Genomic DNA, 15563 nt, shown 5'->3' with positions numbered 1-15563 from the left:
AAATACTACTTTGCCTGCACTAAAATATCTGGATAATCAGAAATAATACCATCTACATTCAAGGCTTTCAACTTCTGAACATCGGCCAGGGTATTGGCTGTCCACGGAATAATTTTAACTCCATCGGCATGCGCCTTTGTTACCAACTCTTCGGTAACCATTTGCCACACCGGACTTAAAATAAATGGCTTAAAGCCTAAATCGGCAATATTTTCTTCATAAGTTTTTTTATTGGCCACAAGGAAAGAAGTTTTAACGGCCGGGTACTTTTGATGAATCAACTGAATTGTTCGCTTATCAAACGATTGGATAACCACAAATGGAGTAATTTTCTTATTGTTAATTACTTCCATTAAAAGTTTAACAAAAGTTTCGGGATCGGGATTGGTTACGCCATCACCCTTTTCGCTGCATTTGGTTTCGATGTTGTAAAAAAACTGTCTACGTTTATTGGCTTTAATATCGCGTTGAACCGCATCAATTAAATCGCCTAGCAAAGGCAGCTGTGTTTTTTCCTTTTTCTGTTGTGGAAAAAGCGCATAATATTTGCTCCCAATGTCGAATTTCTTAATTTCATCGTAATTCATTCCAAAAATCTGGTATTTACGTACGTCCGATTCCGGAATTTCTTTTCCTTCGGGAGTAAGCATAAATGCAGGACTTAAATAATCATCGTGCGTAACTACTACCTTGCCATCTTTAGAAATGTGGGTATCCATTTCCAAAGTAGTTATCCCTTCTATCTTCATTGCATTAAGCATGGCAGCAATGGTATTTTCAGGCATTAAACCACGACCACCACGATGTGCTTCTGCACTGAATTTAGGGAACTCTGCTGTTTTTTGGGCAAACACGCTGCCTCCGAATAAAGATACCGCAATAAATACGGCTGATACATTTAATTTCATAGTTATATTGTTATTTCTATTTCAAAAAAGGTTCGGATAATCGGTCATTATTCCATCTATTTTTAAAGCTTTTAACCGTTCTATTTCAACTTTGGTATTAACCGTAGCCGTTAAAACTTTTACCCCATCTGCATGTGCCTTACCAATTATTTCGGGATTAAAATCTTTGTAAGATGACCCGATGATAAAGGGCTTAAAACCCAGTTCTTCAATATGCTCTTCGTAACTTTTATTGTTGTTAACCAAATAGTTTAGCCTTACCTCAGGGTATTTTTGATGGATAAACTGTAATGCCCGCTTATCAAAAGACTGGATAATGGTATAATTCAATATCCCTTTTCTTTTAATCACCGCCAACACCAACTCGGCGAATTTTTCGGGTTTTGGGTGTAGCACATCATCTCCTTTTACGGTCGATTTAATTTCAATATCGTAAAAACATTGTTTTTTGTGGTTGCTCTTTATACAGTGCTGAACAGAATCGATCAAATCGCCCAATCGTGGAATATAACTTTTAACCTGCTGCTGTTGTGGAAATGCGGCATAAGGTTTTGCTCCCACAATAAAGCTTTTAAGGTTATCGTAATTGAGTTGATAAACCGCGTATTTCTTTGCATCTGCTTTCGGTATTTCATTGCCGTTGGGCAACAGTATAAAAGCCGGGCTCAAATAATCGTCGTGTGTTACCACCACTTCGCCATCTTTGGTAATGTGGGTATCCATTTCCAAGGTAGTTACCGAGTAGTTCTTTAACGTAAAGAGCATAGCCGGAATGGTATTTTCGGGCATTAATCCCCTGCCACCCCGATGCGCCTCTGCACTAAACGCAGGATATTGGCCCAATTGGTCAGGCATTTTAATTTGCCAAACCGATAGCGCCCCCACCAAAACCAAACCAGATAGCGATACGAAGATTTTCATTGATTCTATCCTTTAAATTCAGCTTCAAATTTCTCACCAAAACGATCAGTAGCCACCACTTTCACGTTTTTAACCTCAGGGCCGAAATGCGCCATAAATAAATGATCTGTTGCAATTGGCTCTACAAACGGACGTGGGTTAGGTAGTTTATCTCCCTGATACAATTTAACTGCCAAGGGGTCAAAGCCATCCTGCTGTACTAATGCTCCCATTGGTTTCCCATCCAAAAAGTATTCAACCTTCCATTCGGGATCGTAATTCCAAACGTTTGCAATCAATCTTTTCTGGTTGGTTAAGGTTTCTACATCAATGCTTACCTGTACTTTGCGATCCTGTTCCGTTGATTTATAATACCACTTTAAATCTGTGCCACTTACCTCGTAGATACCGTATCCACGTGGTGTTCCGTCTCCACAAATCGGGCCCGTCCACCAACCGCCACAAACCGTACCGTGGTTATGCTCAAAAATACCATCCTTAATTACATTTTTATTAAAATGGGTATGGCCAGACATGATGTGTACATTTTTAAATTCCTTAAGTAAGGCATAAAAATCACTGTTATTCTTTACCGAATTATGGATGGGAATATGCGTATTGATAATTAACAAGGCATCCTTAGGCACAAACATTAAATCTTTGGCCAGCCAATCTAACTGGGTTTGTGAAATAAAACCATCGTAGGTACGCTCTACACCCAGATAACGCACATCATCTAAAACTACATAGTGTGCCTTACCACGGTTAAACGAATAGTAGGTCGGCCCGTAATGCGCTTGAAAAGTGTGGTCAGAAGTTTCATCGTCACCCATACGGTAATCCATATCGTGATTACCAAGGCACTGAAAAAAAGGAATACCCATCTCAACCACGGCCTGGTTATAATCAGCAAACAGTTCGTGGTTATCCCAAACGATATCGCCTACCGTAATGCCGTGCACAGGGATATTACCCATCGCTTTTATAGCCTTTTTGGTATCAGGTACTGAAGTTGCCATCATTTGAGCAACATCTTTTTTGCTTTTTACCTGTGGATCGGCCCAAACGATAAAATTGTGTCTGCTGTCATCAACCTTCATTTTTTTCAGTTCGAAATTCAGTTCAGCTTTGGCTCCTGGTTTTTCATAATATTTAGCCAGAAAGCTATCGGTTGTAAATTCGTAACCTGCAGGTGTACTAATCCAGATAAAGCGCGCAAGTTCGTGCACTTCGAAATTGTACACACCGCTTTTATCAGTTTGTACCACATTGTATCCATCAGATACGACAACATTTGCAACCCCTTTGCCTTTACTGGTAATTTTACCTGTAATTTTCTTATCGCCTGCTAAAAAAGAAAATGAATGGCTTTTTAAGCTCACAAATAAAGTTGTAGCCAATAATCCACCTTTTTGTATAAAAGATCTTCTGTTCATTGTCGTATTTAAAAATTTTGCAAAAAACAAGGCTAAGGGCAATTACTCCTTAGCCTTGTTACAAATTCATTTTATTCTTATTTTATCTGTGTTGCCGGCACACCTAATGGATTATCAGTAGTTGGGGCTGGAAAAACACCTTCTATTTCGGCAAGAGTTGATGTTAGCGTTAACAAAATATTCGTTTGTGTTCTGGCTTTAACCCATTTACCTAAAGTTACACTGTACACACCGCCAAACTTATAATAATAACCTGCATCTGAAGGTGTTGTATACGTAAAGTTGATGGTATTTGTTCCTTGACGGTAGAAAGGCTGAGCTGCCAGGGTTATCGGATTTACAATATCGTAAATATCGTTGTTCGCAATGCGATAGCCTATTGCCGGAGGACCCGCAGAATAAAGTAAACCGCCTGACCCTACAAATAAAGCATCAATTGGCGTACTTGCTTCGGTTACCGTTGTTCCTTCGAATACTGCTACACCGTAAGCATTCCCACTGTTCGCCAGCAAATTGGTGGTTTTGGTTCCAAATCCATCGCCTGCAATAGTTGAATAATCAAATGATCTAATCCAGTTTGAAGAAGCTATACTGGTAGAATTAACACCAGCAACTGCCGAATTAATTAATTTCTTGGCTCCACCAACATAAAAATAGGTTCCCTTTGCTGCTTTACCTGAAGTTAAGTTAAACTTATAGGTTCTTAAATCGCCCAAAGCCCATCCATTTGTTGGATTAATTGCGGGTGTAGATGCACCTGCATTGTTTGTAGTTACCACAGAAAACGGTGTTACCGAAAAGTCGATATCGCGGGTAGCCAAAAATTGGATATACTCGTTATTCGCATCTGTACCTTTTGGATCGGCAATCCAGCCACTTATTATCATTGCCGGAATACTAACAGTACTACTTAAAACCACTACATCAGATGCGGTACGCAATCTATGTTGAGGAATTAACTTCCCGTCAGCACCTGCTTTATTAAAGATAATACCGTAAAAATTAGCTAAAAATGGCAAGGTTTTACTTGCAAAAGCTGCTGTCGGCTCAGTATGAAGTGTGATGTTATCAAAACCATCGTTTACCAATCTATCGCCCGAAAAAGTATCCGTTGGTGCTGGCACAGGATCAAAACCTCCTTTTACAATGGCAACCAAAGTACTTTCATATGCTTCTGGATTGGCCAAAATATAACTACTCGGTACGCGGTTAGGTGCAATGGTTACTCCACTGGCTAATTTAGTAATATTGGCAGGTACTACATTCTTAACTTGTAGCACACCGCTTTCGCGTGTTAAAATACAGCCGTTAATATCTACTGCAATCGAATCGCCCGGTACATATTTTGCTGCATCAGCACCTATATTAACTGTAATACCGCGTAATTTCGATAATCTCTTTTTATCTTGAAGCACCAAATAACCAGCAGGCATGTTTCCTCCGGAATGATCAGAGACTACCACTCCACTAATTTTGGTCGAACCAAACATATTATCGGCCGATAAGGTAAGATCACTTCCTTTGTATAAACTTCGCAAATCTAACATTGGAATGTAGGGACCTACCGTTCCTGCCGGATATTTAGTTTTTTTGCAAGCAGCAAATGCAAGCACTGCAAACAAAATAAAACTATAGCTTAAAATTCTTTTCATGTTATTTAAATTAAAATAGTTAGAAACACACATTAAGGTTTTTGCCACCAAACTTGTGTATAAATCTCATCCGCTCCCTGAACCTCTACTGCTTTTTTATAGTTTGTAGGATTAGCTGATTGAACGTAAACCGGATAGGTTAAACGGGCTGGCATAATACCTCCATTTTTTAAACCAGCTCCTTTTGGTAAAACCGGATGACCCGTACGACGGAATTCAACCCATTGTTGCAAATCTTCCAAAAACAACGTGTAGTATTTTTGCAAATGGATTTGCTCCATATGATCATCAACCGAACCTGCTGGCGACCAAACGATATCTGCATCAGTTAAATAGGTTAAAAATGCAGCATCAGTAATGGTTGCTGGCGTAGTTGGTGTGGTAGTAGCCGTTAGGTTAGGCCAAATTGGCAACCATGTAGTAATTGTACTTAAAATACCTGTTTTATAATAATTATCAGCTGTTCCAGTGGTAATGAAGCCTTTTAATGCAGCTTCTGACAGAATAAAGTTTAACTCTCCATAGGTCATAATCATACCATCTAAAGGCTCTACCTGAAGATTTGTAACCAATGCACTGCTTACAGTAGATGCACTTGAATAAAAATAGGCTTGCTTTGCTATACCTGCTCCTGGAAGGTAACCGCCAGGTACACCAACAAAACCATTCGAACCTTGTGCTATTCCCCATCTGTTTACTCCGCCTTTACCATATTTGGTAATATCTAAACACGGATGTTGCCAGTCTCTTAAGTGATCGATAAAGAATGAACCAATTGAAGGTGCGGTAAAATCCTGCGTACGTACGTTGGTTACATATGGATTGGTATAAGGGCCTGTTCCCACCCATCTTAAAATTGCCGAATCGTCGTTACTCGTCATTTTAGGATATGTAGAGGCTTTGGTATCAACCATCTCTTTAATCTTTGCAATCATATCCGAAGACACTTCTGCCTTACCCGACAAACGCAACAACATTCTCAAATACAAAGAATTACCAAATTTTCTCCATTTAGAAACGTTTCCTGAATAAACAGGATCACTCGATGCTAAAACAGCCGGACCTGTTGCCAATAAAGTATTAGCTTCTTCCAGTTTTTTAAACAAATCGAGATAAATATCCTTTTGAGTATCAAATTTCGGTTCCGTAATACCGTTTTTTGCCTGATTAGATTCAGAGTAAGGTGCATCACCATAGGCATCGGTTATCATTGAATAAATCCATGCCTGGCAGATTAAAGCAATACCTTGATACGATTTATTTGCGGTTAAAGGTTCGCCTGCTTTTGTATAAATATCTTTAAAATTAGTTAATTGAACATACCAGTTATTCCATAAATAATCTGCGTAGGTTCTTCTGTATTCGTACCGGAATACTTGCGCATCTGCATCGCTTAGCGATACGGTAACCTGCATTAATTCGTTATTAAAGTTACGGTTACGAACCATATTTGCCGTTACTGTGTTGACTAAAGCGGGTGCCAGCAATTGTGCCGGTGTACTTGTTGGCGAATTGTTTGGATCTGTATTGATTTCGGTGAAATCTTTTTTACAAGCGGGTAATACCATCATACTAATGGCTACCATACCGATAAATGTATATAATCTCTTTTTCATATTATTAGAATTAAAAACCAACCGTTAATGTTACCCCAAATGTTCTGGTTGATGGAAATTGTGCTGTTTCAAAACCTTGTACAATATCAGTTCCTGAAAGCGTACCAAACTCCGGATCGAAAATTGGCCATGGCGACCAGATAAATAAATCACGACCGTATACACCAACTGAAGCTCTTTGTAAACCTAATTTTCTGGTTAATTTAGGTGTTAAAGTATAATCTAAACGGGCCTCTCTGAATTTTAAGAAATCGGTACTAAACGTACTTCCTTCAGCGTTATCTGCTCCCATTTGCGCCCTGTAATAGGCATCAACATCATAGGCAACTACATCATTCGGGCGATATGTTCCGTTAGTATTTTGAACAACACCAGTACCAATTATACCATTGTATCTTCCCGGAAGTGTATTGGTTGTTTTTCCTTGCTCCACTAATTTGTAGTTGGTTAAAGAGTGTGCTACTGCACCAACCTGTGCATCGAACAATACGTTTAAGCGAAATTGTTTGTACCTAAACTCTGATCCAAAACTTGTTTTAAATTTTGGTGATGTATTTCCTAAATAAACAACATCGTCGGTAATTTTTGCAGTTCCGGTAGTTGCATCGTACACAATTTGTCCATCAGGAGAACGTACAAATCCACGACCATATAAATCGCCCATGCTACCGCCAACCTTCGCTACAACCTGTCCACCGGCAACAGGTCCGGTTCTTAATACTACTGAGCTATCGCCATTTATATCGACAATCTTATTTCTATTGGCAGCATAGGTAAAATTCGCGTTCCAGCTAAAATCTTTTCCTTTTATTATCGTTCCGTTAACCGCAAGCTCAATACCTCTGTTATCTACACGACCCGCATTGATAACCATTTGATTATAACCTGTTGAACGATCCAGAATACGGTATAAAATTTGATTTTTTGAATTACCAGCATACATAGCAAAATCAAAATTCAATCGATTCTTAAACAAACGTATATCGGCACCCACCTCGTAAGTACTGGTGGTTAATGGTAACAAATCCGGATTAGGTAATATGGTTGGGTTTTGCAATGCACCACCCGTATACAAACCACCAGCAGCTGACGGATAAGTATAAGAAGTGATGTAAGGTGTATTTGTGGTACCACCTACTTGCGAATACGAAGCCCTTAGCTTGGCATAATTAATAACTTTGGGTAACTTAACTACTTCAGATAAAATAAAACTTAAACTTGCTGATGGATAAAAGAATCCAACATTGTCTGTTCTTGAAGGTGTTGCCAAAATACTAGACCAATCCTTTCTACCCGTTAAATCTAAATACAGGTAATTTTTATAGGTTAATGAAAGCAAACCATAAAAACTATTGGTAGCATATTTATTCCGAAGCGGTAAGGTTACCAATGGGCCTGCTGCATTCGAAAAAGAATACAAGCCTGGATAGATTAACGAATCGGCTCTGATTTCATCTCTAATGTATTTATTCTTAAGCATGCTACCACCTGCTGTCGCGGTTAATTCGAAATCCTTTGTTACTTTTTTGTTATATCTTAATAAGAAATCGGTACTGGCTTCCTGCGAATAAATATTTTGCGTACGGTATGATCCTTTTGGTAATTTAGTACCTGCATCATACGGACGATCTTGTTCACGTTGCTCGTAACTAAAATCGAGCGATGTTCTCACTTGTAAGCTTAATTCCTTAGTAAAACTATAGGCAGCCTGCACATTTCCAGTCATTCCGTTTCGTATCGATTTATTTATAAATTCGTACGAAATAGCATATGGGTTTTCAGGAAATGAACTAAATGGATATTGAATTGCTCTACCTTCCTGACCAGTTTTCCAATAATCTCTTAATCCATTTGGATCAGCATTTGGTTGCCAGAAAATGTACCAGTACATTAACGATTGGTTGCCATAACCTGCACCGGGTAAGTTATCGCTAAACTTGTTGGTATAGTTAATTTTAGATGAAATAGTTAACTTATCGTTTACTTTCGAATTAACCGATAAAGCTACCGAATTACGTCCGTAACCTGTATTTGGTGTAATCCATTTATTATCTACATTGGTAAATGAGAAACGGGCCGTAGTTTTATCGGTACCACCATCCACACTTATCGAATTGGTATATGTTTGGCCGGTTTTAAAAAAATCGTTTACTCCGTTTACATACGGAACCCATGGAGTTCTTTCGGTACCCACTTTTTGGGTAGCCGGATCGTATTGGTAAAACATTTGACCATTAAACCTTGGTCCATATGCCGAACTCGTACCACTCGTACTTGCTCCGTCTGCACCAGCACCATACGAATAATAATCGGCACCCGCTAAACCCTGTCCGTATTCATATTGTAAATCTGGAGAGCGGTTCATGCTCTCGAAAGAAGCATTCGAATTAACAGTAATTCCCAATCCTTTACGTTTTGGATTACCAGATTTTGTGGTAATCAAAATAGCACCATTTCTACCACGTTCGCCATAAAGTGCAGCTGCACCCGGCCCTTTTAAAATTGAAACCGATTCTATATCCTCCGGATTAATATCATTTAAACCACTACCGTAATCGGCAGGCATATTATCGCTGCTTGTTCCGTACACAGATTCGCCAGCAATTGCCGTAGAACGACCACTACCACCGCTAATTGCAACTCCATCAACTACGATTAACGCTTCACTACTTCCACTTAAATCGCTCTCGCCACGTAAAACTACCTTAATTGATCCTGTAGGACCTCCATTTGAGCGTATTAAATTTAGACCGGCTACTTTTCCCGAGAGGGCATCCAACCAGTTACCCGAAATGGCATTCGTTAACGCTTCGCCTTTAACGGTTGTATTGGCGTACCCCAATGCTCTTTCTTCACGTTTAATCCCTAAAGCAGTAACCACAACCTCATTAAGCGAATTATCTGCCGATTTAAGCGTAAAATTTATTTTTGTAGTTAATCCATTGCTTACTTTTATCAATTGTTTCCGCGCAATTTCATACGAAATAAACCGGGCTTCAACAGTATAAATTCCTGGCGTTACATTGAGGTTAAACTCGCCATTATTATTGGTTTGCACCGACAAATTTAGCTCTACAACCCTTATGGTTACTGCGGGTATAGCCACATTGGCTTCGTCTACAACAATCCCAGCAAGCTTGCCTGTGCTCATGTTCTTTGCCGTAATTACAATATTATTACCGCTTATTTTATAGCTAAAAGGCAATCCCTTTAAAAGCAGGTCCATCACTTCGCCTACCGAACGCTGCCCGCGCGAAACATAAACCTTTTTCTGATCGTTTAACTGGGTATTGTTGTAAGCAATAGTATTTCCGCTAAGCTTCTCTACACTTTCAAAAGCTTTTTTCAGTGTAATTCCATCTGCTTCGAATAAAATTTTCTTATCCGATTGAGCATATGCATTATTCATAATCGAGAACATACTAACGGCAATGAATACCATCATTATGATCAGTTTTGAGTGATACTGATGGATGTTTTTCATCCACCCGGTATTAATTTTCATATCTTTACTAAGTTTTACTTTTTCAAATGAGTTTAAACAGTTTTCCGGGTCCGGAATGTGTCCAGCATTTCGGACCATTTTCATTTTTGTAACCTTTATATCATATCTACTTTCATAATTTATTGTTCATAAATAATTACCTTGTTTTCATAGATTTTATATTTTGAACCAGATAGTTTGGCAATAACTTCCATAACCTGGTTTACGGCACTCTTGTTAAATTTTGCGGTAAGTTTCATTGCTTTTAAGCTTTTGCTTTTAATTTCCACTTCCACATCATACTCGCGCGCTATGACATCGGCAATCTCGCTAAGCGGTTTATCATAAAAAAACAGCTTATACTCCCGCCAGCTGTCAAAATCAACTGCATTTACCACCTCTCTTGTGGCCACCCCACTTTCTTTTATAATGTTTAGCTGTTCGTTAGGTAAAAGAAATTTAACAGGATCTGCTTTGCCTTTATTTTTAACAATTACGCCTACCTTACCGGTTTGTACAGTAATGCTGATGGTTTTGGCAGATGTATAGGCGTTAATGTTAAATGAGGTACCTAAAACGGTCGTACTAACCTTTCCGGTATAAACCACAAATGGCTGTTTATCCCGATGCTGCACATCAAAAAAAGCTTCACCTTCCAGGTAAACTATTCTTTTACCTGTATTAAAGTTTTGGGCATAACGGATTTTACTATCCCCATTCAGGTAAATATTCGATCCATCGGGCATGGTTACTAGTCTTTTCTGGCCTTTTGGATTATAAATTTGATGGTAGGCAATACTAACAACAGGTTTTGAACGGTTTACATTAAAATAGATGACTGGCAACATTAAAATAACAATTGCAGCGGCAATGCTGATGTACCTGCGGTAGTTTAGCTTGCTAATCACTGCGGCCTGAACAGACGTATTTTTTGCCGTGTGCTGCTGAATGGCTGCCCAGCTTTTATGTTGATTTGCCGGCTTGTTCAAAAATTGATCTGCTGTTTCGAAAGCCTGAAGGGTTTCCCTAAAAAGTTGTTGGTTTTGCTGATTGCTGTCAACCCAGATCAATAAATCGGTAAGATCTTCGCTTCGGATAGTTTTCTTGCTGTAATCTTCAATTAATTTATAATAATGTTCGTCCATTTAATTATGCTGTTCTATGGGTAAGACAGCAGAAACGGAAAGAATACGTAGTTAAAAAAGTTAAGTTTAGATTAATAAAATGTTAACACCATTAAAAAGGTAACATCGAATTAAAATAACGGATTAAATGGCCGATCTGTCAGCCGCGAGATGCCTGAAGCTTTTTACAGCCTGATACAATAGTGTTTCTACGGTTCTTACAGATATTCCCAATATTTCCGAAATCATATTTTTTTCGAGCAAGTCTATCCGGCTCATTAAAAGTACCTCGCGCTGGCGCCCAGGCAATAAATTAATTAAATTTATAATCTCAGAATATGATTCGCGACTAGCAAGCAGATCGTGTGGATTTAAGTAAGTATCGGGATAATTTAAGCTATCTTCATGATCGTTTAAACTGAGGGTATTTAATTTCACCCGTTGTATTTCGTTAAATGAAAGATTCTTGGCCGAAGCAAAAAGATATTTCCTGATCGATTTGATCTGTAGCTCATTCCGTTTGTCCCACAGTTTCATAAACAAATCTGCTATAAGTTCTTCAGCTTTGTTATAATCCCTGATGTAAATAGATGTAAACTTACATAAGGCGGGGTAATACCTGTTGAATAGGGTTTCAAGAGCAAGACTATCCTCATTGATTAACAAAGACACTAAATCTTCGTCACTTTTGCCAAAATACATATCCTTCATCTGGTAGCAAAATTAGACTGCTAACGTTAGGGAATTATTAAGAAGACTTTGCGTTTAGGTTACCTATGTATTAATTTGGTTGGATTCATATTTAAAAACATATTTCTTATACAGCTTGTTCAACGAAAAAACACGTTCCAAAATAATTAATCCCACAACTGGAAATATGAGTAACTCCAGAATATTAAACTGGTAAAAAAAGAAAGCAAAAAGCACAATCAGCCTAAAACATTCCAGGTAATAAATCCACCTGCGCTGTTCTAACAATGCGCCGATGTTAACGAGAGTAATGAGGATAAAACTTAAAATAGCCGCTTTATTAACCCCAGTTAGAAATTGGTAATACATGGTGGCAAAGGTTAACAAACCTACCACCAGCAAAAGCTGTAAATTTAAATAGATTTTGAATGTAGGTTTACTGGCAGGTGCTATCTTATCCTGGAAATAACGCTTTTCCAAAACCGGCCTGATATTCTGATCCATTAAGGCCGGGCTTCCAAAAACAGCATTCCACTTGGCCTTAAAACCACTTGCTCGCCTGTAAGCCTCTCCTATCTCGAGGTAATAATGAAAATGTTGCCACAAAAAGCTATAACTTTTAATGGGATGCGTTAACCCATACTTAGGAGCTTCCTCTTCAGCTTGGAAAGTCCCGAAAAGCTTATCCCAAAAAACAAAAACATCGCCATAATTTTTATCCAGGTATTTTTCATCCGATGCATGATGCACGCCATGCAATGAAGGCGTAATCAGTACGTTTTCCAGCCAGCCAATTTTGCCAATTAGTTGTGTATGCGTAAAAAAAGAATAAGCCCCATGTGCCAATAATATGGCAATAATCATATTGGGATGAAAACCGATTAACGGCAGTATACACCAAAAAACATTGCGAAAAACGGCCTGAATAGTCGTAATCCGTGCGGCTGCAGAAAGATTAAATTCTTCGCTTTGGTGGTGTACTATATGTGCCGCCCATAAAAAGTTAATTTCGTGCCCTAACCTGTGGTACCAGTACCAAACCAAATCGGTTGATAGCAGTAATAAAATCCACACGTACCAGGCTGTAGAAATATTAAACAAGGCATAATTTGCATATACCCATTGGTATACCTGATAAAAACTGGCTGCTATAAACAAATTCAATAAACGCTCGGCAATACCTACACTAAAATTTGCCACTGTACTTTCGTATTTAAAAACCTTAGCCCTCTTTTGGTGCTGAGCTATTTTAAATTCAATAAAAACGAAAATAAAAAACGCAGGAATAGCAAATGCAAGGTAGTTTACCGTCATAACAGTTTTAATATTTTTAAGTTTAACGCTGCAAACATAAATATATTCTACTAAATACATAGATTTTATAGATTTATTTTATTACATATTGATTACTACTATATCTATTTATAGTTTGCCGTTTTAAAATATTTGCAGAACTTCGATCCCATAAATACATACTATGGCTACACAGAAAAAAGTTGACAATAACAATATATTATCTATCGATATTGGCGGCACAAGTATTAAATCGGTGCTGTTGGATGAAAGCGGCAACATGCTTAACGAATATGTAAAAAGTAAAACACCGCCAGAGGCTACACCTAAGGATATTGTTAGCGGAATAGCAGAACTGGTAAAACCTTTCCCTCAAACCTACAACCGGATTTCGATTGGTTTTCCAGGTTATGTTAAAAATGGCGTGGTTAAAACGGCCCCTAACCTGGCTAAAAACAAGTGGGAAGATATAGATCTGGCACAGCGCGTAGCCAATGTATTGGGGCACCCCGTGCGTTTGGTTAACGATGCCGACCAGCAAGGTTTGGGCGTGGTAGCTGGCAAAGGCTTTGAAATTGTTTTTACCGTAGGTACAGGCTTTGGTACAGCTTTATTATTTGATGGCGAACTGTTGCCTCACTTAGAACTGGCCCACTTTCCCATTAGTAAAGAAGAAGATTACGACGATTATATTGGCAATAAAGCCTTTGAAAAAATTGGTGCTGAGCGCTGGAACAAAAGGCTAAAAAAGGTAATCGAAACCTATAAAACAGTATTTAATTACGATACGCTCTACATAGGTGGTGGTAATTCGAAGCAGATTGATTTTAAACTCGAAAGTAATATTAAGATTGTAACCAACCGCGATGGCATTAAAGGTGGTGCAAAACTCTGGAAACTGGCCGATAAGTACAATATTTTCACGGTATCTCCAAAAAAATAGCACTACTTTATAAATTCACTGTTTATTACAATCTTTTAACAACAAAATCTGCAATATTAATTTGTAAACCCTATTTTTGGGTGCATTCAAAAAAATAAAAAATGGCAAATAACGATTCGAAAAAATATAAATTGGGAATGATTGGTTTAGGCACTATGGGCCGTAACCTTTTGTTAAACATGGCTGATAAAGGTTTCTCGGTAACCGGTTATGATAAAGACACCAAAATGATTGCTAAGCTTGAAGAAGAAGGCAAAGCACATCAGCTGGAAGGATTTAACAACATTGAAAGCTTTATTTCGAGCTTACAAACACCGCGTACCCTGATTTTATTGGTACCTGCAGGCCCGATTGTAGATAGCGTTATTGCCGAATTGAAACCACTTTTAAGTAAAGGCGATATTATTATCGATAGCGGAAACTCACATTTTACCGATACTAACCGCCGTGTAGATGAACTTGAAAAAGATGGTTTACATTTCTTTGGTATGGGTATTTCTGGTGGTGAAGAAGGTGCGCGTTTCGGTCCGAGTATGATGCCAGGCGGTGATAAACAGGCCTACAACGTAGTAAAAGATGTTTTTGATGCCGTAGCAGCTAAAGTTGGTACCGATCCTTGCGTAACTTACATTGGCCCGGGTGCTTCTGGTCACTTTGTAAAAATGGTACACAATGGTATCGAGTATGCCATTATGGAACTGATTGCCGAAGTATATGGTATTCTTAAAAATGGCCTGGGTTATTCGAACGAGGAGATTTATAAGGTATTCAAAAAATGGAATGAAGGTAAATTGCAGTCCTTCTTGCTAGAAATTACTGCGGAAATTTTCTTGGTTAAAGATACTGAAACCCAAAACGATCTTTTAGATCAGATTAAAGACGAGGCTCGTTCAAAGGGAACCGGAAAATGGACTTCAGAAGTTTCTATGGAACTTCAGTTACCTGTACCAACCATTAACGAAGCTGTTTCTAACCGAGATTTATCTAAGTTTAAAAAATTAAGGGTATCGCTTGAAGAAGCATTTGGTAAAAAAGACACTAAAATCGATGTTACCGTTGAAGAATTAGAAGATGCTTTCTATTTCTCTATGATCAGCGCTTATGCACAAGGTATGCACTTATTGGTGCAGGCATCAAAAGAATACCAGTACGATTTACAATTGCAGGAAATAGCAAAAATCTGGCGTGGTGGCTGTATCATCAGAGCTACTTTCTTAGCCGATATCTATAAAGCTTACGATAACAACAATGCTTTAGAACACCTTTTTGGTGATGCCGGAATCCAGCAGATCATTAAAGGTACTTTAGCGGGAACACGCAAAACAATAGCTGCCTGTATTAACTCTGGCTTAGGCATCCCTGCATTTGCTTCTACGCTAACCTATTTCGATACCATTACCACTGGCCGTATGCCTTCTAATTTAATACAAGCTCAAAGAGATTTCTTTGGGGCACACACTTTTGAACGTATTGATAAAGATGGTGTTTTCCATGCCGATTGGAATAAATTATCATAA

The 15563-nt window shown here is 38.5% G+C and carries 11 protein-coding genes; 2 read left to right on the top strand and 9 right to left on the bottom strand.

Going from position 1 to position 15563, the window contains the following annotated elements; translation table 11 throughout:
* Positions 1-5: 5 nt before the first annotated feature.
* The 9 genes from DBR40_RS11840 to DBR40_RS11800 all read right to left on the bottom strand — a co-directional run bounded on the left by DBR40_RS11840 (position 6) and on the right by DBR40_RS11800 (position 13184).
* Positions 6-908 (bottom strand): glycerophosphodiester phosphodiesterase family protein, encoded by a 903-nt coding sequence (locus DBR40_RS11840; protein ID WP_124559946.1) that lies wholly within the window; start codon positions 906-908, stop codon positions 6-8.
* A gap of 21 nt (positions 909-929) precedes the next feature.
* Positions 930-1829 carry a glycerophosphodiester phosphodiesterase family protein gene (locus DBR40_RS11835; protein WP_233603872.1) on the bottom strand — a complete coding sequence of 300 codons (900 nt, stop codon included), beginning with the start codon at positions 1827-1829 and terminating at the stop codon, positions 930-932.
* 5 nt (positions 1830-1834) lie between these two features.
* Entirely contained in the window at positions 1835-3244 is a 1410-nt protein-coding gene (locus DBR40_RS11830) for a calcineurin-like phosphoesterase C-terminal domain-containing protein (protein WP_124559945.1), read from the bottom strand.
* A 77-nt stretch (positions 3245-3321) separates the two neighbouring features.
* Positions 3322-4896, bottom strand: a complete 1575-nt coding sequence (locus DBR40_RS11825) for a DUF5689 domain-containing protein (protein WP_166211836.1) — start codon at positions 4894-4896, stop codon at positions 3322-3324.
* A gap of 32 nt (positions 4897-4928) precedes the next feature.
* A complete protein-coding gene (locus DBR40_RS11820) occupies positions 4929-6512 on the bottom strand; it encodes a SusD/RagB family nutrient-binding outer membrane lipoprotein (RefSeq protein ID WP_124559944.1) in 1584 nt (527 codons plus the stop codon).
* 10 nt (positions 6513-6522) lie between these two features.
* Positions 6523-10017, bottom strand: coding sequence for a SusC/RagA family TonB-linked outer membrane protein (locus DBR40_RS11815; RefSeq protein WP_233603871.1), 3495 nt, complete (start codon positions 10015-10017; stop codon positions 6523-6525).
* 119 nt (positions 10018-10136) lie between these two features.
* Complete coding sequence (locus DBR40_RS11810; RefSeq protein ID WP_124559943.1) at positions 10137-11141, bottom strand: FecR family protein; 1005 nt, start codon at positions 11139-11141, stop codon at positions 10137-10139.
* Between the two features lie 123 nt (positions 11142-11264).
* Positions 11265-11831 carry an RNA polymerase sigma factor gene (locus DBR40_RS11805; RefSeq protein ID WP_124559942.1) on the bottom strand — a complete coding sequence of 189 codons (567 nt, stop codon included), beginning with the start codon at positions 11829-11831 and terminating at the stop codon, positions 11265-11267.
* A gap of 63 nt (positions 11832-11894) precedes the next feature.
* Complete coding sequence (locus DBR40_RS11800) at positions 11895-13184, bottom strand: sterol desaturase family protein (RefSeq protein WP_233603870.1); 1290 nt, start codon at positions 13182-13184, stop codon at positions 11895-11897.
* Positions 13185-13287: 103 nt separating this feature from the next.
* On the opposite strand from DBR40_RS11800, the gene DBR40_RS11795 reads away from it, so the two are divergent.
* Together DBR40_RS11795 and gndA are read left to right on the top strand one after the other, a co-directional pair.
* Complete coding sequence (locus DBR40_RS11795) at positions 13288-14046, top strand: ROK family protein (RefSeq protein ID WP_124559941.1); 759 nt, start codon at positions 13288-13290, stop codon at positions 14044-14046.
* A gap of 101 nt (positions 14047-14147) precedes the next feature.
* Positions 14148-15563: an NADP-dependent phosphogluconate dehydrogenase gene (gene gndA / locus DBR40_RS11790; protein ID WP_124559940.1), complete on the top strand. Its 1416-nt coding sequence runs from the start codon at positions 14148-14150 to the stop codon at positions 15561-15563.

The sequence above is a fragment of the Pedobacter sp. KBW01 genome (assembly GCF_003852395.1).
Classification (GTDB): Bacteria; Bacteroidota; Bacteroidia; order Sphingobacteriales; family Sphingobacteriaceae; genus Pedobacter.
This window is presented reverse-complemented; position numbering and strand designations above follow the sequence as displayed.

Excerpts from the sequence above, each read along its gene's own strand:
- gndA (WP_124559940.1), top strand. The coding sequence starts at position 14,148 with ATGGCAAATAACGATTCGAAAAAATATAAATTGGGAATGATTGGTTTA.
- DBR40_RS11830 (WP_124559945.1), bottom strand. The coding sequence starts at position 3,244 with ATGAACAGAAGATCTTTTATACAAAAAGGTGGATTATTGGCTACAACT.
- DBR40_RS11815 (WP_233603871.1), bottom strand. The coding sequence starts at position 10,017 with ATGAAAATTAATACCGGGTGGATGAAAAACATCCATCAGTATCACTCA.
- DBR40_RS11800 (WP_233603870.1), bottom strand. The coding sequence starts at position 13,184 with ATGTATTTAGTAGAATATATTTATGTTTGCAGCGTTAAACTTAAAAAT.
- DBR40_RS11795 (WP_124559941.1), top strand. The coding sequence starts at position 13,288 with ATGGCTACACAGAAAAAAGTTGACAATAACAATATATTATCTATCGAT.
- DBR40_RS11840 (WP_124559946.1), bottom strand. The coding sequence starts at position 908 with ATGAAATTAAATGTATCAGCCGTATTTATTGCGGTATCTTTATTCGGA.
- DBR40_RS11835 (WP_233603872.1), bottom strand. The coding sequence starts at position 1,829 with ATGAAAATCTTCGTATCGCTATCTGGTTTGGTTTTGGTGGGGGCGCTA.
- DBR40_RS11825 (WP_166211836.1), bottom strand. The coding sequence starts at position 4,896 with ATGAAAAGAATTTTAAGCTATAGTTTTATTTTGTTTGCAGTGCTTGCA.
- DBR40_RS11805 (WP_124559942.1), bottom strand. The coding sequence starts at position 11,831 with ATGAAGGATATGTATTTTGGCAAAAGTGACGAAGATTTAGTGTCTTTG.
- DBR40_RS11820 (WP_124559944.1), bottom strand. The coding sequence starts at position 6,512 with ATGAAAAAGAGATTATATACATTTATCGGTATGGTAGCCATTAGTATG.
- DBR40_RS11810 (WP_124559943.1), bottom strand. The coding sequence starts at position 11,141 with ATGGACGAACATTATTATAAATTAATTGAAGATTACAGCAAGAAAACT.